Source organism: Vibrio neptunius (assembly GCA_019339365.1).
Lineage (GTDB): Bacteria > Pseudomonadota > Gammaproteobacteria > Enterobacterales > Vibrionaceae > Vibrio > Vibrio neptunius.
In genome coordinates, this window is sequence record CP079859.1 from 3,155,268 (window position 1) to 3,179,500 (window position 24,233).

At 45.2% G+C, this 24,233-nt stretch carries 16 protein-coding genes, 1 tRNA gene and 3 pseudogenes; 14 read left to right on the plus strand and 6 right to left on the minus strand.

Annotated features, from left to right (window positions below; translation table 11 throughout):
* Positions 1-52 precede the first annotated feature (52 nt).
* Together glnS and nagE are read right to left on the minus strand one after the other, a co-directional pair.
* Positions 53-1,723: a glutamine--tRNA ligase gene (gene glnS, locus KW548_14730; protein ID QXX06324.1), complete on the minus strand. Its 1,671-nt coding sequence runs from the start codon at positions 1,721-1,723 to the stop codon at positions 53-55.
* Between the two features lie 261 nt (positions 1,724-1,984).
* Positions 1,985-3,559 (minus strand): N-acetylglucosamine-specific PTS transporter subunit IIBC, encoded by a 1,575-nt coding sequence (gene nagE, locus KW548_14735; GenBank protein QXX06325.1) that lies wholly within the window; start codon positions 3,557-3,559, stop codon positions 1,985-1,987.
* A 471-nt stretch (positions 3,560-4,030) separates the two neighbouring features.
* Between nagE and nagA the strand changes: the two genes are divergently transcribed.
* The 5 genes and pseudogenes from nagA to KW548_14760 all read left to right on the plus strand — a co-directional run bounded on the left by nagA (position 4,031) and on the right by KW548_14760 (position 11,687).
* Positions 4,031-5,167 carry an N-acetylglucosamine-6-phosphate deacetylase gene (gene nagA / locus KW548_14740; protein QXX06326.1) on the plus strand — a complete coding sequence of 379 codons (1,137 nt, stop codon included), beginning with the start codon at positions 4,031-4,033 and terminating at the stop codon, positions 5,165-5,167.
* Between the two features lie 2 nt (positions 5,168-5,169).
* Entirely contained in the window at positions 5,170-6,384 is a 1,215-nt protein-coding gene (locus tag KW548_14745; protein QXX06327.1) for an ROK family transcriptional regulator, read from the plus strand.
* Between the two features lie 80 nt (positions 6,385-6,464).
* A pseudogene (locus KW548_14750) lies at positions 6,465-8,051 on the plus strand (cation:proton antiporter).
* 228 nt (positions 8,052-8,279) lie between these two features.
* Entirely contained in the window at positions 8,280-9,944 is a 1,665-nt protein-coding gene (gene asnB, locus KW548_14755; protein QXX06328.1) for an asparagine synthase B, read from the plus strand.
* A 351-nt stretch (positions 9,945-10,295) separates the two neighbouring features.
* Entirely contained in the window at positions 10,296-11,687 is a 1,392-nt protein-coding gene (locus tag KW548_14760; protein QXX06329.1) for a peptide MFS transporter, read from the plus strand.
* Between the two features lie 85 nt (positions 11,688-11,772).
* On the opposite strand, the gene KW548_14765 is transcribed toward KW548_14760, so the two are convergent.
* Positions 11,773-14,424 (minus strand): carbohydate-binding domain-containing protein, encoded by a 2,652-nt coding sequence (locus KW548_14765; protein QXX06330.1) that lies wholly within the window; start codon positions 14,422-14,424, stop codon positions 11,773-11,775.
* Positions 14,425-14,837: 413 nt separating this feature from the next.
* On the opposite strand from KW548_14765, the gene KW548_14770 reads away from it, so the two are divergent.
* Positions 14,838-15,707 carry a TraB/GumN family protein gene (locus tag KW548_14770; GenBank protein QXX06331.1) on the plus strand — a complete coding sequence of 290 codons (870 nt, stop codon included), beginning with the start codon at positions 14,838-14,840 and terminating at the stop codon, positions 15,705-15,707.
* Between the two features lie 547 nt (positions 15,708-16,254).
* Here the strand turns inward: KW548_14770 and KW548_14775 are convergent.
* Positions 16,255-16,331, minus strand: a tRNA-Pro gene (locus KW548_14775).
* Positions 16,332-16,688: 357 nt separating this feature from the next.
* Here KW548_14775 and KW548_14780 point away from each other — a divergent pair.
* From KW548_14780 to rluF, 3 genes are all read left to right on the plus strand, one after another.
* Positions 16,689-16,829, plus strand: coding sequence for a DUF3149 domain-containing protein (locus tag KW548_14780; GenBank protein ID QXX06332.1), 141 nt, complete (start codon positions 16,689-16,691; stop codon positions 16,827-16,829).
* Positions 16,830-16,986: 157 nt separating this feature from the next.
* The gene (gene smrA, locus KW548_14785) at positions 16,987-17,568 is read left to right on the plus strand and encodes a DNA endonuclease SmrA (protein QXX06333.1); all 582 of its coding nucleotides are present in this window, start codon (positions 16,987-16,989) and stop codon (positions 17,566-17,568) included.
* A 128-nt stretch (positions 17,569-17,696) separates the two neighbouring features.
* Positions 17,697-18,728 carry a 23S rRNA pseudouridine(2604) synthase RluF gene (gene rluF / locus KW548_14790; protein ID QXX06334.1) on the plus strand — a complete coding sequence of 344 codons (1,032 nt, stop codon included), beginning with the start codon at positions 17,697-17,699 and terminating at the stop codon, positions 18,726-18,728.
* Between the two features lie 443 nt (positions 18,729-19,171).
* Here the strand turns inward: rluF and upp are convergent, their stop codons facing one another.
* Positions 19,172-19,798, minus strand: a complete 627-nt coding sequence (gene upp, locus KW548_14795) for a uracil phosphoribosyltransferase (GenBank protein QXX06335.1) — start codon at positions 19,796-19,798, stop codon at positions 19,172-19,174.
* Between the two features lie 178 nt (positions 19,799-19,976).
* Between upp and purM the strand changes: the two are divergent.
* From purM to KW548_14820, 5 genes and pseudogenes are all read left to right on the plus strand, one after another.
* A pseudogene (gene purM, locus KW548_14800) lies at positions 19,977-21,016 on the plus strand (phosphoribosylformylglycinamidine cyclo-ligase).
* A 3-nt stretch (positions 21,017-21,019) separates the two neighbouring features.
* Positions 21,020-21,661, plus strand: coding sequence for a phosphoribosylglycinamide formyltransferase (purN, locus tag KW548_14805; GenBank protein ID QXX06336.1), 642 nt, complete (start codon positions 21,020-21,022; stop codon positions 21,659-21,661).
* A gap of 117 nt (positions 21,662-21,778) precedes the next feature.
* Positions 21,779-22,428 (plus strand): annotated as a pseudogene (locus tag KW548_14810) (tellurite resistance TerB family protein).
* A gap of 126 nt (positions 22,429-22,554) precedes the next feature.
* Complete coding sequence (locus KW548_14815; protein ID QXX06337.1) at positions 22,555-22,761, plus strand: YaeP family protein; 207 nt, start codon at positions 22,555-22,557, stop codon at positions 22,759-22,761.
* Positions 22,761-22,952 carry a DUF4250 domain-containing protein gene (locus KW548_14820; GenBank protein QXX06338.1) on the plus strand — a complete coding sequence of 64 codons (192 nt, stop codon included), beginning with the start codon at positions 22,761-22,763 and terminating at the stop codon, positions 22,950-22,952. The genes KW548_14815 and KW548_14820 overlap by 1 nt, the downstream gene beginning before the upstream one ends.
* 63 nt (positions 22,953-23,015) lie before the next feature.
* Here the strand turns inward: KW548_14820 and KW548_14825 are convergent, their stop codons facing one another.
* The gene (locus tag KW548_14825; GenBank protein ID QXX06339.1) at positions 23,016-23,366 is read right to left on the minus strand and encodes a DUF3622 domain-containing protein; all 351 of its coding nucleotides are present in this window, start codon (positions 23,364-23,366) and stop codon (positions 23,016-23,018) included.
* Positions 23,367-24,233: the final 867 nt, after the last annotated feature.

The window sequence follows — 24,233 nt, forward strand, 5'->3', positions numbered from 1 at the left end:
AAATAGATTCGACAAAAAAAGCCAGTCATTTGACTGGCTTTTTGTTTAGCAATTATTTCGCTTCAATTTTAGCCCACGTATCTCTTAGGCCAACCGTACGATTAAATACCAATGCTTCTGGTTTTGAATCTTTAACATCTGCACAGAAATAACCCATACGCTCAAACTGATAGCCTTTTTCTACCTCAGCGTTGGCTAAACTTGGTTCAACAAAACCATTAAGCTTAGCGAGTGATTCTGGATTGATTGTTTCTGCGAAGTTGTCCGCTGCTGCAGGGTTAGGCACAGTGAATAGACGGTCATACAGGCGTATCTCAGCAGGCAAACCTTTATCAGCGGATACCCAGTGGATTACACCTTTCACTTTGCGGCCGTCTTCTGGATTCTTGCCCAATGTGTCTGCATCGTAGCTACAAAAGATAGTGGTAATATTACCTTCTGCATCTTTCTCGATACGCTCTGCTTTGATCACGTAAGCACCACGTAGACGTACTTCTTTGCCCAGAACCAAACGCTTGTACTTCTTGTTCGCCTCTTCACGGAAGTCTTCGCGCTCAATCCAAACTTCGCGGGTGAACGGTACTTCACGTTCGCCCATCTCAGGTTTGTTTGGATGATTTGCCACAGTCAAAGACTCTACTTTACCTTGTTCAAAGTTCTCGATGACGATCTTAACCGGATCGAGCACCGCCATTGCGCGAGGTGCGTTTTCGTTCAGATCATCTCGAATGCAAGATTCGAGTGAACTCATCTCAATCATGTTGTCTTGCTTAGTCACACCAATGCGTTTACAGAACTCACGAATAGAAGCAGGGGTGAAGCCACGACGACGTAGACCAGAAATTGTCGGCATACGTGGATCATCCCAACCATTCACTAAATTCTCAGTGACAAGTTGGTTTAGCTTACGCTTAGACATCACCGTGTATTCAAGGTTTAGACGACTAAACTCGTACTGGCGAGGCTGGCAATCAATGGTGATGTTTTCTAGCACCCAATCATACAGGCGACGGTTATCTTGGAACTCCAATGTACACAGTGAGTGTGTAATGCCTTCTAGTGCATCTGAAATACAGTGTGTGAAGTCGTACATTGGATAAATGCACCACTTATCACCCGTTTGATGGTGCTCTGCAAAACGAACACGATATAGGACCGGATCACGCAGCACAATGAAAGATGATGCGAGGTCAATCTTAGCACGCAGACACGCCTTGCCCTCTTCGAAACCACCAGCGCGCATTTTTTCAAATAGCGCTAAGTTTTCTTCTACACTACGGTCACGGTAAGGACTTGGTTTACCCGGCTGCGTCAATGTGCCTCGGTATTCGCGGATCTGCTCAGGACTTAGCTCTTCAACATACGCTAAGCCTTTCTCAATTAATTCAACAGCGTACCCGTAAAGCTTATCGAAGTAGTTTGATGAGTAACAAACCTCATCGCTCCACTCAAAGCCCAACCAGCTCACATCATTCTTGATAGACTCAACGTATTCGACGTCTTCTTTTTCCGGGTTAGTGTCATCAAAACGAAGATTACACTGTCCCTGATAGTCCTGAGCAATACCAAAGTTTAAACAAATTGATTTAGCGTGACCGATATGCAGGTAACCGTTGGGTTCCGGCGGGAAACGAGTATGCACGCTAGTGTGTTTGCCATCCGCTAAATCTTTATCGATGATTTGGCGAATGAAGTTCGATGGACGAGCCTCAGCTTCACTCATCTATAGCACCTCAATTATTCAGTATTGTCAGAGAAAATAGCGTTTGAATGCGCAATATACGCCTCCAAACATATAGCGATCAATGATCCACAATTCTTTGCAATTACACAACTATAACCGGGCTTTATTTGGCAAATAATCTATCGATACTTGCATAAAGGGCTCGCTTTGTTCATGAAAGCAGCAAATTGACTCATTGATTACCAAAAAAAAGACCTCCAATTATGGAGGTCTCAATCTGTTTAGTGAGTATTACGTTTATTATGGCAATTTAACGTCTGACAAATCTTCATTGATGCCGATCGCTTTCATTTCACCGGCAACGATCTCTGCCAATGGGCCCAGAATAACTTGTAGATTATTTTCACCCAACTTCACGACACCTTTCGCGCCCAGTTTCTTAAGCACTTCTTCATTCGCAACAGAGCGATCTTTCAGTGTCAAACGCAGACGCGTAATACACGCATCAATCGTTGTTAAGTTCTCATGACCGCCAAGCGCTTTTAGATACTGACGAGCTAAGTCCCCTTTGCCTGCATCACCACTCTTTGCAACCGCCATTTTGGTATCATCGTCTTCGCGACCAGGGGACTTGAGGTCAAACGCACGAATTGCAAAGGTGAAGGTGAAGAAGTATAGAGCACCGAAACCTAGGCCGATAAGTAGCAGAATGACCGGCTTCGTCGCTAGACCCCAGTTTAGTACAAAGTCGATTAGACCCGCTGAGAAACCGAAACCATGCAGTGTACCAAACATGTTCGCTACAACCAGTGACAAGCCAGTGAATACGGCGTGAATGGCATACAATGCGGGCGCTAGGAAAACAAACATGAACTCTAGAGGTTCAGTGATACCTGTAAGGAAAGAACAGAAACCAACAGAGAACAACGCACCGCCCACTTGGCTGCGCTTTTCAGCTGGCGCGGCTAGGTACATTGCAAGTGCAGCCCCAGGTAGACCAAACATCATGACAGGGAAGAAACCGTTCATGAATACACCAGCGCTCTTATCGCCGCCGAAGAAACGGTTTAGATCACCAGACTTGATAGTTTCAGTCACTTCTTTCACTGTTGCTGTAATTTCTGGTGTTACAGAATTAGCAAATTCGAAGGTGTGAGTCTGGCCTGCAGTTAGAGTCTTAGCAATGTATGGGTCCACACACAGCTGCTGCAGAGAAGGAAGCGCTTGACCTGCAGCCTGAGCACTTGTCACCAACACTTCTTGACATGTGCCCATACCAAACCAGAAGTAAGAGTTAAGTACATGGTGAAGACCAACAGGGATTAGCGCACGGTTTAGGGTACCGTAGACAAACTGGCCAATCGCACCAGAAGTAGAAACTGCGTGCGCCAATGTATCTAGGCCACCCTGAATCGTTGGCCACACAACGCCAGAAATAGCACCCGCAACAACTGCGAATAGACCAGCCATGATAGGTACAAGACGTTTACCTGCAAAGAATGCCAGCCACTCTGGAAGACGGGTTGCATGGAAAGCATTGTATGAGTGACCTGCAATGATACCCGCGAAAATACCACCGAAGAATGACATGTTAACTGAAGCATCGATTGTCGTTGCTGTGGCAGTTAGAACAAAGTAAGCAACCGCACCTGCTAGACCCGCAGCACCGGAGCCATCTTTAGACAGGCCAATCGCGATACCTAGGCCGAATAGCAACGGCAGGTTACTAAAGATTGCGTTACCGGCTTGCGCCATGAACGCAATATTAAGAAGGTCTGGTTGACCCAAGCGTAAGAGCAAAGCCGCAACTGGAAGCGTTGCGATAGGTAGCATAAGAGCTTTACCTAACTTTTGCGCATATCCAAGAACATTCACCTTAAGTTCCCCCTATAGGATTTTTGTATTTTGTATGAGCAACTTATTTTAGTCGCTCAATTTAGTCCTGCTCAGTTTATGTCATTAATTTTGTCCCGCAAATTAAAACCTTATCAATTGTGATCATAATCACCAGAAAATCTGGCGATTCGAGGATTTTGCTAGCGAGATCATAAAACTTATTTTACAATACAAAAAAATAGCAACACACTAACAACATTCGCGGTATTCTTGATGTGTACTCGTTGATTTAACGGCCGCCTTTCATGCGTCGCTCCCTTGTTAATGGTTCTTTGTTCTGCAAGGTTCTCAATGAGTTTGAGCGCAATTTCCGGTAGAATATTGATTGCTTACTATAGATATTTTGCGATCTAATTGAAGCTCACAAATAAAGTATAAAGGCATGCGTTCAATCGCTTCGTTGGGCCGACTAGAAGTATTAAAAATAAAACTGATAAGGATTAGCTAACCATGTATGCGCTAACTAACTGTAAGATCTTCACCAGCAACGATGTTCTTGTCGATCACGCAGTTATCATCAAAGACCAACTAATAGAATCAATATGTCCGGTAGCTGACCTTTCTCAGGATATTGAAGTTCTGGACTTGAACGGTGCAAATCTAAGCCCTGGCTTTATCGACCTACAGTTAAATGGTTGTGGCGGCGTCATGTTTAATGACGATATTTCTGCTGAAGCAATGCAAACCATGCACCAAGCCAACCTTAAATCCGGTTGTACGAGTTTCCTACCAACCCTTATCACTTCATCTGATGAAGACATGCGGAAAGCCGTTGCTGCTGCGCGCGCTTACCACGATCAATTCCAGAATCAATCGCTGGGCTTACACCTTGAAGGTCCGTACCTAAACGTGATGAAGAAAGGTATCCACAGTGTCGATCATATCCGGCCTTCTGAAGACAGCATGATCGATTTCATCTGTGAAAATGCAGATGTAATTACGAAAGTCACTCTCGCACCGGAACATAATGATCCCGCACATATCAAACGCCTTAAAGCGTCAGGAATTGTTGTTTCAATCGGCCACACAAATGCGACTTATAAAGAAGCACGAAAAAGCTTCGATGCTGGTATCTCATTTGCAACTCACCTATTCAATGCGATGTCCCCTATGGTTGGACGTGAGCCTGGGGTGGTCGGCGCAATCTATGATAGCGCAGAGGTCTACGCGGGAATCATCGCAGATGGGTTCCATGTCGATTATGCAAACATACGTATCGCTCACAAAATTAAAGGCGAAAAATTAGTATTAGTGACAGATGCCACAGCTCCCGCAGGCGCAGACATGGATTACTTTATTTTTGTTGGTAAGAAAGTATATTACCGAGAAGGTAAATGTGTTGATGAAAATGGCACATTAGGCGGCTCAGCACTGACAATGATAGAAGCGGTGCAGAATACAGTTGAGCACGTCGGTATCGCATTGGACGAAGCACTTCGCATGGCAACTTTATATCCAGCGAAAGCGATAGGAGTCGATCAGCAACTAGGCCGAGTAAAACAAGGCATGGTGGCAAATCTGACAATCTTTGATCGTGACTTCAATGTTCAGGCGACGGTTGTTAATGGACAATACGAGCAAAGTTAAGAATGAATGGCGGACAAATAGGTAACGTAGACTTAGTTAAACAGCTAAATAGTGCAGCGGTATATAGGCTGATCGATCAACAAGGGCCGATATCTCGCATCCAAGTTGCGGACGTTAGCCAACTGGCACCTGCGAGCGTTACAAAAATAACCCGTCAACTACTAGAGCGCGGTCTAATCAAGGAAGTCGCACAGCAAGCATCAACTGGTGGTCGCCGTGCGATATCTCTGACAACCGAAGTTGAGCCTTTCCACTCAGTTGCCGTTCGATTAGGGCGGGATTATATTCAATTCAGCCTGTACAACTTAGGTGGAAAAGAAATCGCTGCGGAGTATCAGGAGTTCTTTTATACCACTCAGGATGATTTAGTCGAAGGCCTAACAACGCATCTAAAGCGCTTTATTCAATCTAACCAAACCGTGATCAATCAGTTGATTGCGATTGGTATTATATTACCGGGCCTAGTCAACCCAGAGACTGGGGTTGTCGAATATATGCCGAATATCAGTATCGATAACCTTGCCCTATCAGAGCTGATTGAAAACACTTTCCATGTTCGATGTTTCGTCGGTAACGACGTTCGCGGCATGGCACTGGCTGAACATTATTTTGGTGCAAGCAGAGATTGCCAAGATTCAATTCTAGTTAGCGTTCATCGAGGAACCGGTGCTGGTATAATTGTGAATGGTCAAGTTTTCTTGGGTTTTAATCGCAACGTCGGTGAAATAGGCCATATTCAGATTGATCCTCTGGGTGAACAATGCCAATGCGGCAACTTCGGCTGCCTCGAAACCGTCGCGGCTAACCCGGCTATCATTGACCGAGTGAAAAAACTTATCAAGCAAGGATACGAGTCCAGTTTGACTGAAATCGAAGCCATTACCATTAAAGATGTGTGTGATCACGCCAACATGGGTGATGAGTTATCTAAGCAGAGCTTAGTCCGTGTAGGCAATCAGCTTGGTAAGGCGATTGCTATTACGATCAACTTATTTAATCCGCAGAAAATTGTTATCGCAGGAGATATCACTCGCTGCCAAGAAATTATCTTTCCTGCGATTCGTCGCAACGTGGAAAATCAATCACTGACCACCTTCCATAGCGGTCTGCCGATTGTTGCTTCAGAGATTGACACACAGCCAACGATAGGTGCATTTGCCATGATAAAACGAGCTATGCTTAACGGCGTTTTGTTACAAAAATTGCTCGAAGATTGATCTCCTTAGCAACAAGTTGAGCTAAAATAACGGGTTACAATACGTAACCCGTTTTTTGTTTAGATAAGAATTGGATTTATATGGAACTCATTTTAATCTCTGCCGCATTTCTAGCTGGGTTTATCGCCCTGAAATGCAACTTGCCACCACTGGTCGGTTTCTTACTAGCTGGTTTTGCTTTACATGCTGTCGGCTTTGAGAGCAATGACACCATAGTGACGCTGGCCGACCTAGGGGTGACGCTATTACTGTTCACAATCGGATTAAAATTGGATGTCAAAACCCTGCTATCTAAAGAGATCTGGGCAGGAGCTACCATACATAACCTTTTATCTACCCTCTTATTTAGTGCCGCTCTATTTTGCTTTAAATTCCTTGGTGTCAGTTCATTAGCCAGTATGTCTGTCGAGCAACTTTTATTGCTTGGCTTTGCATTATCCTTCTCCAGTACGGTCTTCGCTGTTAAATCTCTTCAAGAGAAAGGAGAAATGAACGCCACTTATGGAACAATCGCGATCGGCATGCTTGTCATGCAAGACATCTTTGCTGTCGTTTTTTTGACCGCCTCGACAGGAAAACTACCTGAATGGTATGCCATTATCTTGTTTGCATTACCTCTGCTTCGTCCGATTTTCTATAAGGTGCTTGATTGGGTAGGACATGGAGAAATGCTGGTATTATTCGGCATTTTCTTTGCTTTGGTGGTCGGGGCAGGGCTGTTTGAATTGGTGGGCATGAAGCCAGATCTTGGTGCCTTGATCCTAGGAATGCTCCTTGCTGGGCACAAAAAGCATCCGAGCTTTCTAAATCCCTGTTTAATCTTAAAGAACTTTTTCTGGTTTGTTTTTTCCTCAACATCGGATTAGCAGCACAGCCCACCATGTCGGGTTTTGCCTTAGCCACCTTATTCTTACTATTACTGCCATTGAAAGGCATACTCTATTTTAGCGTGCTCAACACGTTTAAGTTCCGTGTTCGAACCTCCTTACTTACTACACTCAGTCTGTTTAACTACAGCGAGTTCGGCCTCATCGTAGGAGGGCTTGCTTTTAAAATGGGCTGGATGGGCGGAGATATATTGGTTGCCTTAGCACTAGCCGTCTCAATTTCCTTTGTACTTGCCTCCCCTTTAAACAGAAAAGGACATGAGCTTTATCGCCGTTCAGGCCGTTGGTTAAAAGAGCATGCAGCGGAAAAACTTCACACTCGCGATCAGCTCATCAACCCAGGCAGTGCTCAAGTACTTATCCTCGGCATGGGACGTATTGGGACGGGTGCTTATGACGAACTGCGCGCACGTTACGGAAAGATTTGTTTGGGCATTGAAGTAAGAGAAGAGGCAGCTGCCGAGCATCAAGTAGAAGGAAGAAATGTCATTGCCGGTGATGCGACCGACCCAGACTTTTGGGAGCGCATTCTCGATACTGCTAACGTTAAATTGGTGCTTCTCGCGATGCCTCACCATCAAGGAAACCAAATTGCGCTAGAGCAGTTACAGAAAAAAAGAATTTAAAGGACAGATTGCCGCTATTGCCGCCTACCCTGATCAACTCGACAGCCTGAATGAAGGAGGCGTTGACGCTGCGTTCAACATTTACAGTGAAGCGGGGAGTGGTTTTGCCAGACATGTCTGCGAGCAGCTGAAACCGACATTCAATAAACCTTAAGACGCTCTCTATAGAGGCAGCGCTCACGCTGCCTTTTTCTTTACCCGCACATCAAACTGCGCAAAAAACGAACCAAATATAGATACCATTCACCAAAAGCCAATTTATAATGGAAAAAATTTAACAGTAAACCTATTAGTTAAACTTTTTAATCAGTGAGTGTTGATTTTTTTAATCAAAATGGCAAATTGAAGTCAGCAGATTAAATAAGGTTTATAAGGAAGTTGTATGTGTTCTATCTTCGGTATTCTAGACATCAAAAGTGACGCTCAAGCTCTTCGCCCAGTCGCTTTAGAAATGTCTAAGAAACTTCGTCATCGTGGCCCTGACTGGTCGGGTATCTATTCTTCAGAAAAAGCAATTCTAGCTCACGAACGTTTAGCCATTGTCGGCTTGAACAGTGGTGCACAACCGCTATACAGCGCCGATAAGAAACACATCCTTGCCGTAAACGGTGAAATCTACAACCACAAAGAAATCCGTGCGCGTTATGAAGGTAAGTACGATTTTCAAACCGACTCTGACTGTGAAGTCATCCTAGCACTTTATCAAGAGATGGGTGCCGACCTTCTCGAAGAGCTCAACGGAATTTTCGCATTCGTTCTGTACGATGAAGAGAAAGATACCTACCTAGTCGGTCGTGACCACATCGGTATTATTCCTCTATATCAAGGTTACGATGAGCACGGCAACTATTACGTGGCATCAGAAATGAAAGCTCTCGTACCTGTTTGTAAGACAGTGAGCGAATTCCCTCCTGGTTGCTACTACGGCAGTGGTGATACAGAGCCTCAACGCTACTACATCCGTGACTGGAATGAGTACGCTGCAGTCCAAGGTAACTCAACAAGTAAAGAAGAACTGACTGAAGCACTAGAAGCGGCGGTTAAACGCCAGCTAATGACTGACGTACCTTACGGTGTGCTACTTTCAGGCGGTCTAGATTCATCGATCACTTCTGCAGTTGCTAAGCGCTTTGCTGCAATGCGCATTGAAGATGATGAAAAATCGGAAGCATGGTGGCCGCAACTCCACTCGTTTGCGGTAGGCCTAGAAGGTGCGCCAGATCTAAAAGCAGCCCGAGAAGTCGCAGACAAGATCGGTACGGTTCACCATGAGATGACCTACACGATTCAAGAAGGCTTAGATGCCATCCGTGACGTTATTTACCATATTGAAACCTATGACGTAACCACCATCCGCGCTTCGACACCTATGTTCCTTATGGGCCGTAAGATCAAAGCAATGGGTATTAAGATGGTTCTTTCTGGTGAGGGTGCCGATGAAATCTTCGGTGGCTACCTCTACTTCCATAAAGCGCCAAATGCGAAAGAATTCCATGAGGAAACAGTACGTAAGCTACTAGCACTCAACATGTTTGACTGTGCTCGTGCAAACAAATCGCTAGCTGCATGGGGTGTAGAAGGTCGCGTACCATTCCTAGATAAAGAGTTTATCGACGTGGCAATGCGCCTGAACCCAGAAGATAAGATGTGTGGTAACGGTAAGATGGAGAAACACATTCTGCGTGAATGTTTCGAACACTACCTCCCCGACTCAATCGCGTGGCGTCAGAAAGAGCAGTTCTCTGATGGTGTCGGATACAGCTGGATCGATACACTCAAAGAAGTGGCTGAAGCCAAAGTCTCTGACCAGCAAATGGAAACGGCCGCCTACCGCTTCCCATACAACACGCCGACAACAAAAGAGGGCTATGTATACCGAGAAATCTTTGAAGAGCTATTTCCACTTCCATCAGCGGCAGAATGTGTCCCTGGCGGCCCATCAGTAGCTTGCTCTTCAGCTAAGGCGATTGAATGGGACGAATCATTCAAGAACATGGCTGACCCATCAGGTCGTGCTGTGCAAAGTGTTCATAACGACTCATATTAATCAAGATAAATCCAAGAGAGGCTCATTGAGCCTCTTTTTTTTTCACCGCACGCTTCTTCCATTACTGAAATACAACCCGTTTGCTCAATTGCCAATCGCCCTCTCTCAAGCACCGCTTACTTCTCTTTGCTATTTAACAATCCATTAAACCGCAAAATAATAATCTCGATTTTGGAAACTAAGTTTGTAGTACGTTATTTTTAAGCGATTAAGAGAAATACCTCTTTTATATCAGAACCTTAAGAAGAAACCATAAATAAAGCTTATAACCCAAGCCATTGCAGATACATCCCCTAAAGAGTATACGTAACAACAAATAAAATTCTTTAACATCCTTCATTAGTAATACTTATGACAAACCAACATCAACAATTTTTTGGCCACCCTCGCGGCTTGTTCCTTTTGTTTGGTACCGAGCTTTGGGAGCGCTTTTCCTATTATGCAATGCGTGCAATCCTTGTTCTTTACCTTACCGATGCAACACTTGATGGTGGTTTAGGCTGGTCGACTAAAGATGCTTTGGATCTCTACGGCATCTATACTGGACTCGTTTACATCACCCCACTTATAGGCGGATGGCTAGCCGATAACTACCTCGGACAACGCCGCTCTATTCTTATTGGTGGCGCTTTAATGGCCGTCGGCCAATTCACCTTAGCCATGCCAGCAGATATGTTGGGGCTAGGCACTGTACACACCTTTTACCTCGGCCTTGCGCTTTTAATTGCGGGTAATGGCCTATTTAAGCCAAATATCTCAACGATGGTGGGTTACCTGTATCAGGAAGGTGACAATCGTCGCGATGGTGCATTTACCATTTTCTATATGGGCATCAACTTAGGTGCGCTGCTAGCAGGCGTCATTGCAGGTTCTGTTACTGATGAATTTGGCTGGAAATATGGCTTTATTGTTGCGGGTATAGGTATGCTTATTAGTCTGGTTATGCAGATGACCCTTGCTCAGTCATGGCTTGGAGACATTGGCCGCGAGCCAGCAGCCAAGAGAGATTTGGCAATCAAAAAGTCCTCTAAAAAAGAGCCACTGACGAAAGAAGAATTTGACCGTATCAAAGTTATTTTGGTGATGAGCCTGTTCACGATTGTCTTCTGGGTTGGTTTTGAGCAAGCGGGTGGCCTGATGAACATCTACACTCAGCAGTACACGGATCGTATGATTGGCGGCTTCGAAGTGCCTGCAGCTTGGTTCCAGTCACTCAACCCATTTTTCATCATTACGCTCGCTCCTTTGCTTGCAGTGCTTTGGGTCAAGTTGGGCAAACGAGAGCCTAACTCACCAGTCAAATTTGCCCTAGCTATGTTCTTCCTCGCACTTGGTTTTCTATGTATGGTCGGTGCCGTCATGGAGCAAGGTGGTGACACCACAGTAAAAACCTCCATGCTATGGCTAGTTGGTGCTTTCTTTTTCCATACACTCGGTGAACTTTGTCTGTCTCCGATCGGTTTATCATTAGTCACTAAGTTAGCCCCACTTCGTCTAGCTTCTCTGATGATGGGTGCGTGGTTCGGCTGTAATGCTATTGCGAACTATGTCGCTGGCTACGTTGGTTCACATGTTGGTGAACTTGGCGCATTTGCTATCTTTAGTGGCATAGCCGTAACCGCAATCCTATCGGGTGTCATTTTGCTCTTGTTCTCAAACACACTTGTTCGTTGGATGCACGGCGCAGAATCTCCAATCAGCAATGCTGAGCAAATCGAAGAGCAGCAAACTCAAGTCGCTTAACAGCAACTTCAGATATGAAGACGCCCGACCAATCACTGGTCGGGCGTTTTTTTGTTGCCTTTTCCCTTTATAGGAAAGTGAGGAATTACTTCACGCGAGTCACACGGCTGAACTTGTCACCCGTCGCTGACACCGATCGAATGAATACCTCACCTCCTACACTTGGACGAGCACTGTCTGCATAAGTTAGCCAGTTTTTTCCATCTAGAGAGAATTGAAGCTTCACGCCAGGGAACTGAACGTTCATTGAAAGCGTGCCATCTTCTACTTGCGCACCTGGTACAGGTAGGCGGTAGTCGATGCCTGATTTCTCTAGCTTAGCCAGTTCACGTTGACCAAGTATGTTGGCAAAACGGTTGTAGTCTTGGTTTAGCGCAGCTTTGTCTACTAGGTTAGAGTTTTGCGAGTATTCAACACCCACTTTGTAGTCGTTTTCCCAATCAGCACGGTGCCATGCACGCTCAGCGGCTGCTAGTACGCGAGGGAATACCATGTACTCGTATTGCTCGTCGTTACGTACTGTCTCAGACCAAAGCTGTGCTGATAGACCGTAGAAAGGTTTTGCTTCGATTTCACCTTTACCAGTGAAGCCGTTACCATCGCGGTCTACAGAAGTTTCTGCGTTCTGAGGCATGTTCTCTGGCGCAAAACTAAACATCTTACGAGTGTCTGTTGCACGGGTTGCCCAGTAGTAACCACGCTCTTTCGGATCCACTTCGTATGGCATATCCATGTAAACGTAGTCTGGGTTAGAAACGATCACGTCGTAACCTTTCTTAGACCACTCGTACGCTGATGATGTGCCACCCCAGTAAAGAACGTCCCAGAAGTTAACACGCGTGTTTTCTGTTGCGAACGCTTTCTCACCTTCACTGTACTTAAGACCATCTTGCCACGCTTGGAAGTTTGCAATGCCCTTCTCTGCCACAATCTTCGACACCTCTTCTGCGAAGTGGCTTGGTAGATGAGCAAAGTCGCTTACCGTACCGTCTGCAATTAGCGTCTGACATTGTGGAGACTGTGCGAATGGCTTGTCTTGCTTAGATAGGTCAATCGTGCCTTTCCAGCTTACTTTGTCTTCAGCGTTCACATCTTGGAAACCAGCGCCTAGCTTGATGTTCTTCGTTTCGTCACCACCAAAGTGCCATGTTGTTAGCGGCGTGCCCGCTTCTTGGTGCATTGCTGCAACTTCTGAAATCACTTTATCAACAAAGCGAGTTGAAGATTCCATACACGGGTTGATGAAGCTTTGCTTGTTGTAGAACTGAACCGTGGTTACGTTCGATGTATCTTGAGGATCCATCAGTCGGTATTCGTTCGCTTCTATTTCTTTACCTTCTTCCATTAAACGCTCGTAACGTGCTTCCATTGATACCACTGCTGCACGAGCGTGCGCTGGCATATCGATTTCAGGAATCACTTCGATGTTACGCGCTTTCGCGTATTTTAGGATTTCCACGTAGTCTGCTTTGCTGAAGAAGCCAGAACCAAAGTTGTCTGATGTTGGACCTGAGCCAAGCTGAGGCAGTAAACAGCTTTTCTCTTCCAAATCGAAACAACGGTTAGAACCCACTTCAGTCAGCTCAGACAGACCCGGGATTTCTATACGCCATCCTTCATCATCCGTTAGGTGAAGGTGTAGTTTGTTCATCTTGTACGCTGCCATTTGGTCAAGCGTTGCGAGGATTGCGTCTTTCGAGTGGAAGTTACGAGCGACATCCACCATCACACCACGGTAATCAAAACGCGGTGCATCTTTAATAAACAGTTGTGGTAGAGATTCAGCATTTTGGCTATCAACCAGGCCAAAAAGTGATTGTACTGCGTAGAAAGCGCCTGCTTGGTCAAAGGCTTTAATCGCAATACCGTCGCCTTTGATGCTCATTTCGTAAGCACCAGATTTTGCCAATTCAGCGGTGAAGTCTGCAGGAGCAACCATGATGCTGACTGGAAGCTTACCTCGAACGTTTACGCCTACCACCTCTGCACGATCTTGAATTGCTGCATATTGAGTCGCATCGAATGCGTCGTTAGGCAGCGCAATACCCGCCGCGATATCTACCGTACCTTTACCAGCCTCAACAAACAGTGGAGTTGGTAGTAGCGTGGTTGATACGTCTTGTTTTACTAGATCTTGGTTCTTCTTAAAACGGGACACTGCATTAGCAAATACGTTGTTGTCATCTGGCGTACGTTTTAGGTTGTTACCCTCAAGACCAGTTACAAAAGAGGCAACGTCTTCTGTGTTAAGAGAAGCTATCATCTTAGGCTCTGCATTTGGTGCGGCAACAAATGCGCCTGGCATGAAGTCCGTTTCAAATAGCTGCCAGTATTCAGCAATAAGAGGAAGCACAACCTCTTCACCCGCGGCGAAACCATCGAACTTGTCTGTCGGTTCTAGTTTGTGTAGGTCACCGGTTACGCGAGAGATTTTGAACTGTTCGTTTTCAACATCCAGAATCAGACGAATGCTGTGGAAGTAAATAGCCCAATCTTTAGAGTCAACCGCTTCTCCTTGGTTAACTAGCGTCATGCTTACTTTGTTACAAGACGCCCACTCAGCGCCCATCTCTTGACATGCAAGGCCTTCGTTGGCACCTTGGTTAGTGAGCACTTCATATTGAATTTCAAGGCTACTAGCGAGTGAATTAACGACCCTTTGCTCATCTGACTGCAGCAAAGAACAACCGACTAGTGATGCGACAACCGATGTCGCGAGTAGACTTTGTTTGAACATCCTACTTACCCCAAACGTAAATTAGACCAACAATCTTGGCTCTAAGCTTAAAAACGATAAACAACATATCGCGATTTATTTTTGGTCATAAAATAAAATCACCATGAAAGTGACTTTGTTCAAACATCAAAAGCCATGAAAGCATAATAACCATTAAAAACAAACACTTAAAAACACTTAAAAACAACGTCAAAATCAACATAACTCAATTAACGAGATTACTGAGAGCTAGATCGCACCGATTTATTCATAACAGCAAATGAATTAAGACTTAGATCACAAGACAGTATTCATCAAATTACGCTAAGCTAGGAGGTAAAATAGAAAAGTGTGATTTTAGGCGCAATTTTCTCTCGTTAAAGCACGTCAAAACCTAACTATTTCAACAAGTTTTCCGTAAGGCAACAGAACCCATGTACAAATTCTGTCTACTGTTTCTCACCTTGATTGTCTCAATATCTGCTATCGCTGAGCCTCTTTATTGGCAAGCTCAGAAAGGCAAACTCAACTACTTAATTCTGGGGTCAGTCCATGTTGGAGATGAGAGCATGTACCCTCTGCCTCAAACAGTCACTCAACGACTTAAATCAAGTGACGGGTTAATCATCGAAACGGACATACGTAAAACACAGGGAGTCAGCTACCCACCCGTGTCATTGTTGACCAAGGATGTGCTGAGCTCAGCACAGAAGAATGAGCTTATAGGGATGGCTAATTTACTCAACATGGATCCACAACAGCTGATGCTGTCTCCACCATGGGCAACTGCGCTGACATTACAAATGAAACAGCTCGAGTACCTTGGTTACCAAGTCACTCAAGGTATCGACACTCATTTGATGAACAAAGCCACTATCCAAAATATCCCCGTTATCAGCTTGGAGTCACTTCAATTTCAAATTGATTTGCTTACAGGGCAAAAAGAAGCGGGTAAAGAGCTATTAGTTAGCGCTATTGAAGAATTTGATCACTCAGAGGACGCCACTCACTGCCTGATAGAAAGCTGGAAAGCGGGTGATTTGGATAAGTTAAAAGAATTCGCCAATCTGACAGAAATGTCGCCCGAGTTAGAGCAGAGCTTTTTGACCCAGCGAAACATCAACTGGGCGAAACAGCTGTCAGAACCAAGTTGGTCACCCAAGCGTAAAGGCTCTTACGTGATGGTTGTCGGTACATTACACCTAGTCGGTGAGCAAAGTGTTTTGAACTTGCTCAAAGACAGTGGTTTTAAGATCTCACAACTTTCGCAGAGTAAAGCTGCAAATTGTGAGTTTGAGTATTGAGAAGCGGGATGCGGGATTTGGGAATGGACTGCGGGAGAACTGGAGAACTTGCTGAGGGTTAGCAATTAGTGTCAACCCTTTTTCTTTCAACAGGTTAACTTGTCATCCTCAAGAGTGAGGGACGAACGAGTTGGGGATCTCTTCAAGCTAGTCGATGACTTATGGAGATTCCTTACTCCCTCATTCTTCGGTCTAAGGAATGACGGAAACTAGAAAACTAAATCTGCTCCACTTTTATTCCGGAGTCAATTCTAGTAGTCCAGCGAGGCGTAGCCCGTTCCTAGAAACGAAAAAGGCTCTGTATTTCTACAGAGCCTTTCTTAAATATGGTCGGTGAAGAGAGATTCGATCGAACTGGCTCTCCAGCGCTCGGCTCTCGGGTTCCAAATCTTAGAAACGAAAAAGCTCTGCATTTCTACAGAGCCTTTCTTATATATGGTCGGTGAAGAGCCAGATTCTAATATCAGACGAACCCCACTCGGGTTTTAATCCTATTTCCTATGCTCTAAAACGACGAAAGCCTGCTATAACGCAGGCTTTCTAAATGTGGTCGGTGAAGAGGGATTCGAACCCCCGACCCTCTGGTCCCAAACCAGATGCGCTACCAAGCTGCGCTATTCACCGAAATTTTTAACTTTGAAACTTACGTTACGAGAGGGTCGCCCTCTGGTCCGCTATTCCAAAACCCCGATATGCGTTACCAAGCACGCTATTCACCGAGATGTTTCTTCGAGCTGATTGCCCTTCAACGAGGGCGTATATTACGGATTCTAAATTTGAACGCAAGCCATTTCCCTAAGTTTTTTTGCAATTAGGCTTATTTGCCTAAAACATGATCAACGGGCCACAAAATGTGAGCAAAAACACAGCGCAAGAAACAAATACGCAACTAAAACCATACAATTGATCCAGATCAGTACTTGTATTGCGACCAGCTATTACTTTAATCCATGTCATCACTATTTTGGATTTGGAGGAAACATGGACTTTTGGCTGAATCTCCTGTTTGGTAATGCAGTTGGGCTATCTTCGATGCTAGTCATCTTTGGAGCTTTAGGTCTGATGCTTTTTTACGGCGGTTACTTCATTTACAAAGTAATGAACGACAAATCTCCTCACTAGATCGCTTAGCCCTATTTTTCGAATAGAGTATCGCTATGCACCGAAGTAGATCCTTTGTCTACTTCGGTTTTTTATTTTCAGTGGCCTAAATCTGTGCACCATTATTGGCTGCTATAGGTATAATAAGGTTACTGATTCCCTACTCTGAGATGCTGTTATGTCTCACGATGATGATTTTGCTTTGTTCAAAGAAATGATGGGCGACGTCACACCCATCCAACAAGATACAACCGAACACAAAAAACACCATAAAGTCACTGAAGCACAACTTGCCAAACGAGAAGCCGCTATCTGGTTAACTGAAGATGACCCAGAATATTTGTCAGTAGATCATGCCCCTATGCTCAAACCCGAAGATATCATCGAGTTTAAGCGAGATGGTGTTCAGGAAGGCGTCTACAGAAAATTGCGCTTGGGAAAGTACCCTATCCAAGCTCGTCTTGACTTGCACCGCCTTACCTTGAAACAAGCTCGGGATGAAGTGGTTAAATTTCTCAAACAGTGCATATCAATGGATATTAGAACGGTTGTCATCGTCCACGGCCGTGGTGAAAAATCTAATCCACCTGCACTAATGAAAAGCTATGTGGCACAATGGTTGGAGCAAATTCGAGACGTACAATGCGTTCATAGCGCACAGCGCTTTCATGGTGGCACTGGCGCCGTTTATGTCATGCTGCGCAAAAGCTCGGATAAGAAACTCGAGAATCGAGAACGACATCAAAAACGCCTTGGTTAACCACTTGCTCTGCTGAGTAAGATTAAACTTACTCAGATGGCATAACAGTGCTAGAATATATGGGCAGCCTAACGGGCTGCTTTTTCATTTTTAGATTAATGCCGTTGTGAAACGTTAGAGAGAACAACATGTCACAAGATGCCAAACGCTTAAACAAATTCATCAGTGAAACAGGCTTTTGCTCACGCCGCGAAGCCGACCGCCTAATTGAGCAAGGTCGTGTCACGATCAATAGCAAAGTCCCTGAAATGGGCACTAAAGTTCTACCGGGCGACGACGTTTGCGTTGATGGTAAACCTATCAACGCAGCGACAGATAAACCCATCTACATTGCTTTGAATAAGCCTACAGGCATCACCTGTACCACTGAACGTGATATTCCCGGCAACATTGTTGATTTCATTGGCCACAAGAAGCGTATCTTTCCTATCGGTCGTCTAGACAAACCATCTGATGGTTTGATCTTTCTGACCAATGACGGTGATATTGTTAACAAGATACTTCGCGCTGGCAATAATCACGAGAAAGAGTATGTGGTCCGTGTCGATAAACCGATTACCGAACAGTTCATCAAAAAAATGGGCTCGGGTGTGGATATCCTCGATACCACGACACTGCCATGTAAAGTCAGTAAAGAGACGAAATTTTCTTTCCGCATTGTCCTCACTCAGGGCCTGAACCGACAGATCCGCCGCATGTGCGAAGCTCTTGGTTACGAAGTCTTCAAGCTTCGTCGTGTACGTATTATGAATATCACCCTGGATGGGATCCCGAACGGTCAATGGCGCTATCTAAGCGACGATGAGATCGAAGAAATTCTCGCAATGTGTGAATCATCGAGTGGAACGGAAGACGCTTCCAAAGTGGATGCACGCGGTCGTAACATTCGCAAAGCGACTGACGCCAAGCTATTTGACAGTCGTGAAGAAAACCAAGACTCCAAGGCGCGTCGCAATCAGAAGAGTCGTACTTTTAAAGGCCGTAATGCCGATGAGTTCCGCCATGCGCCAAACTCGAAGAAAGGCCGCAATAGTGGTAACAACTCAAGCAACTCTAAAGCCAAGCCAAATAAAGGTAAGACTTTCTATAAGCCTGCAAGTGACAAATCACAGCGCCCTGCAAAACCACGCTCTGGCGGCACTTTAAGTCTGAAGAAGTAAGCAAAGAGCTGGAGAGCTGGAGAGCTGGAGAGCTGGAGAGCTGGAGAGCTGGAGAGCTGGAGAGCTGGAGAGCTGGAGAGCTGGAGAGCTGGAGAGCTGGAGAGCTGGAGAGCTGGAGAGCTGGAGAGCTGGAGAGCTGGAGAGCTGGAGAGCTGGAGAGCTGGAGAGCTGGAGAGCTGGAGAAATTTTCGAGGGTTGGCATTTTATGTCAACCCTTTTTCTTTCAAAAAGTTATCATGTCATCCTCAAGAGCGAGGCTCGAGTGAGGTGGGGATCTCTTCAAGCGAGTCGATGACTTATCGAGATTCCCTATTCCTTCCTTCGTCAGTCTAGGGAATGACGGTGTATAACGTTGGCCTCCCCCTTCGAAGGACGCAGTCCGTTCCATACAACAAAAAAGAGGAGCCGTTAGGCTCCTCTTTTAATTCACTTAGCGTCTCAGCTTATACTGTACCGAAGATCTTATCGCCAGCATCACCAAGACCAGGAACGATGTAGCCTTTGTCGTTTAGCTTCTCATCGATAGCTGCAGTAAACAGTTCAACATCTGGGTGTGCTTTTTCTAGCGCTTCAATACCTTCTGGAGCAGCAACAAGCACAAGAACCTTGATAGACTTACAGCCTTTCTCTTTCAGCAAGTCGATCGTAGCGATCATCGAACCACCAGTCGCTAGCATTGGGTCAACAACCAGAGCAATACGCTCATCCATATTTGAAGCAAGCTTGTTAAAGTATGGTACTGGCTCTAGTGTTTCTTCATCGCGGTAGATACCAACAACACTGATACGTGCGCTTGGCATATGCTCAAGAACACCATCCATCATGCCAAGACCTGCACGCAGGATTGGCACAACCGTTACTTTCTTGCCTTTAATCTGGTCTACTTCTACTGGACCATTCCAACCTTCAATGGTTACTTTCTCAGTTTCAAAGTCTGCAGTGGCTTCGTAAGTCAGTAGGCTACCAACTTCAGTTGCTAGCTCACGAAAGCGCTTAGTGCTGATCTCACCTTCTCTCATTAGACCAAGTTTATGTTTAACAAGAGGGTGTTTTACTTCAACAACTTTCATTTCCATCTCCGGATACATAGGTGATTTTTAAACAAACCTTCGGATTATAAACGATTTCGTTCTCAATTTCTTGCGCTAGGACAAAAGAAAAAACTCGCGCAAACGTTTGCTATATTGCTTTATCCGCTGTTAGAATAGCGCCGATTTCATATCCAACTTTCAAACTGAGGACTTGCTTGTGAGTGCTGATAACACTTCTCTTAGCTATAAAGACGCTGGCGTAGATATCGATGCTGGTAACGCACTTGTAGACCGAATCAAAGGTGCCGTTAAACGCACTCGTCGCCCTGAAGTAATGGGGGGATTGGTGGTTTTGGTGCTCTGTGTGAGCTACCAACAAAATACAAGCAGCCAGTACTTGTCTCGGGTACTGACGGTGTTGGGACAAAACTGCGTCTTGCGCTGGATATGAACAAACATGACACCATCGGCATAGATCTTGTCGCCATGTGCGTTAATGACCTGATAGTTCAAGGTGCTGAGCCGCTATTCTTCCTAGACTATTACGCAACAGGCAAACTGGATGTAGACACTGCTGCCGATGTCGTTACTGGTATTGCAGATGGTTGTATTCAAGCTGGCTGTGCCCTAATTGGCGGTGAAACCGCTGAAATGCCGGGCATGTACGAAGGCGAAGATTATGACGTCGCGGGATTTTGTGTCGGTGTGGTTGAGAAAGAAGACGTTATCGACGGCAGCAAAGTCGCGGCAGGTGACGCACTTATCGCGGTAGGTTCAAGTGGTCCTCACTCAAACGGCTACTCACTGATTCGTAAGATCCTCGAAGTATCAGGCGCGGACAAAAACGAAGAATTAGCGGGTCGTACCATTGGCGAGCACTTACTAGAGCCAACAAAAATTTACATTAAGTCTGCGCTAAAAATGATTGAAGCGCACGACATCCATGCTATTTCTCACATTACTGGCGGTGGTTTCTGGGAAAACATTCCTCGCGTACTGCCTGAAGGCACCAAAGCCGTTATCGATGGCAATAGCTGGCAATGGCCAGTGATCTTCAACTGGCTGCAAGAAAAAGGCAATGTGACCACTCATGAAATGTACCGCACATTCAACTGTGGTGTTGGTCTAGTGATTGCGCTGCCAAAAGAACAAGCAAACGCTGCAGTAGCATTGCTTGAAGCAGAAGGCGAGAAAGCATGGGTTATTGGTGAAATCGCCGATGCCAATGCGGATGAAGAACAAGTAGAGATCAAATAAATTATGAAGAGTATTGTTGTTTTAGTTTCAGGAAATGGTTCGAACTTACAGGCGATAATTGATGCTTGTGAAACCAAGATCAGTACTGGCCGAGTGACCGCTGTTTTTTCAAACAAAGCAACAGCTTATGGTTTAGAGCGAGCTAAGAAAGCGGGCGCAGCCGCACACTCTTTGGACCCAAAGTCATTCGATACCCGCGACGCGTTTGATCATGAATTGATGAAGCAGATGGATGAATACAAGCCAGATGTGATTGTACTCGCGGGTTACATGCGCATCTTAAGTGGTGAATTCGTTCGCCACTACAGAGGTCGAATGATCAATATCCACCCTTCTCTACTACCGAAGTACCCAGGTCTGAACACCTACCAGCGAGCCATTCATGCTGGAGATGAAGAACACGGTACCAGTGTTCACTTTGTTACTGAACAGCTGGATGGTGGCCCGGTAATCCTACAAGCTAAAGTGCCTATCTTCGACGAAGACACAGTTGAGACGTTAACCGAACGTGTTCAGACGCAAGAGCATAAAATTTATCCTCTGGTCGTACAGTGGCTAGTTGAAGAACGCCTGATCATGAAGGATGAAAAAGAAGCCTATCTCGATGGTAAGTTGCTTGGTATTCATGGGTACGCCCAAGAATAACAGTTAGGAAAACGATATGTGAAAAGGCGAGCTGAATGCTCGCCTTTTTTATTATCACGTATTAATCTTCTATTCATCTAACCTGAATTAGTCTGAACAAAACTAAGGAGGTCCGGAATGGATTTGAAAGGTTTATTAAATCAAGCGCTAAACTCAGACCTTGTTCGTCAGGGTCAACAAAAAATGCAGCAGCAGTCCGGTTCAAGCACGCTGAAGTCCCTCGGTGCAGGTGCTGTCGGTGGTGGCTTAGTCAACCTACTCATGGGGTCTAAAAAAAGTAAGAAACTTGGCAAAAAGTCGGTAAAAATGCACTCAAAATTGGCGGTGCGGCAGCTCTAGGCGCACTGGCCTATACCGTTTACAATAACTGGCAAGGAAAACAAAAAACGGCTTCAGTGCGAGAAGATTTTAATGCCAACGATACTATTCATAACGAGCTTATCATCAAAGCTATGATTGCCGCTGCAAAAGCAGATGGTCATGTCGATGCAGAAGAAATGCAGCGCATAGAGTCCACACTGAAAGAAGCAGGTGCGGATACTGGGTTACAAACCATGCTCCACAATGAGCTTAACAAACCTCTCGATCCAAGCGAAATTGCTCGGCTCGCTCAGTCACCACAACAAGCTTCAGAGATTTATCTCGCCTCTCTAATTGTTGTCGATGAACAAAATTTCATGGAGAAAGCCTATTTGCAGGAGTTAGCCAAGCAGTTACAACTTGCCCCAGAAGTAACTTTCCAGCTTGAACAACAACTGCAAAACTAAGCCAAAGCGAATAAAGATCCAGCAGCTCAGCCTAGAGTTTGAGCCAGAACAAACCGCTGCTTTGAGTTTCATTGGCAGCCTGTGTATATTTGAGAGCAGTTCTCATTTAATTATTAGGTTAACAATATGAAAGTATATGATTGCTGCGACTTGGTCCGCGAACTCTACGCGCAAATTGGCAGTGGCGACCAAGCCTATGTACCTAAAGCGATTGCTTGTTCACTACGAGCGTTAAACGATATTGCAGCGGATACTAGCCTATCGCAACATGTAAGAGACAAAGCGGCGTTTGCAGCAGCGAATCTGCTGATTTCAGATTTCGAGGATAAGTAATGAACTTGGTGAACTTTGAGACGATGGATCCAATAATGCTAATGAGCATTGTCAACATGAAGCTACGCGATGACTTTGGCGGTGACTTAGACAAGCTTGTTGCTTTCTTTGACATAGATAAATCAGCGCTAGAAACCAAGTTAGCCTCTGCTGGTTTTGATTTCTTACCTGAAGCTGGTCAGTTCCGTTAATCTGCCGTTGATTAGATACAAAAAAACCGCCTCGCTGGCGGTTTTTTATTGAATAACGACTTATTACTCTTCTTCGAAGAAATCATCTTCATCGTCAAGTTCAGCTTGCGCTGCTGCTGCGCGTTTCGCTTCTTCATAGCGTGCTTTCTTTTCAGCGGCTTCTTGAGCTAGACGTTCTTCACGTTCAACACGAATTTTACGTGCTTCACCTTTGCGTTCGTTACGTACCGCTTGGTTTTGAATAAAACCTGCTAGCTCTTTCTCCGCCCATTCTTGTGCCAGAGCTTCTGTTTCAAAGCCTGCTTCTCGCTTAGATACAGATGTTTTGCGTGACGTCACTTGGCGAGTAATTTCTGCACACCAACCATTACGCTTTTCAGTCACACGAATGGCAAATTTTTGGTTTTTAGACATTTGTTAATTTCCTAAGGGATTAATCAGGGATTCGGTCAACTTAATAACTCCATCTAAGCTGAGCTGTTTAACACCATCCCTTGGCAAGGGCGGTATTAAAGCTTAAAAGCCACCATTTGGCTAATGGTTTCTTTCATAGAATCACGATTATTCATCGCGTCATCCTCAAGAGTGAGGTACGAACGAATTGGGGATCTCTCGAAGCAAGTCGAAAACTAACAGAGATTCCCTACTCCCTCATTCTTCTGTCTATGAAATGACAGAGGTCAGTAACGTCATCCTCAAGAGTGAGGTACGAACGAGTTGGGGATCTCTCGAAGCAAGTCGAAAACTAACAGAGATTCCCTACTCCCTCATTCTTCGGTCTATGGAATGACGGTAGTCAATCACGTCATCCTCAAGTGTAAGGTACGAACAAGTGGGGGATCTCTCAAAGCAAGTAGAAAACTAACAGAGATTCCCTACTCCCTTACTCTTCGGTCTATGAAATGACAGAGGTCAGTAACGTCATCCTCAAGAGTGAGGTACGAACGAATTGGGGATCTCTCGAAGCAAGTCGAAAACTAACAGAGATTCCCTACTCCCTCATTCTTCTGTCTATGAAATGACAGAGGTCAGTAACGTCATCCTCAAGAGTGAGGTACGAACAAGTGGGGGATCTCTCAAAGCAAGTAGAAAACTAACAAAGATTCCCTACTCCCTCATTCTTCGGTCTATGGAATGACGGTAGTCAATCACGTCATCCTCAAGTGTAAGGTACGAACAAGTGGGGGATCTCTCAAAGCAAGTCGAAAACTAACAAAGATTCCCTACTCCCTCATTCTTCGGTCTATGGAATGACTTCCTCACATAGCGAGGACATAGTCC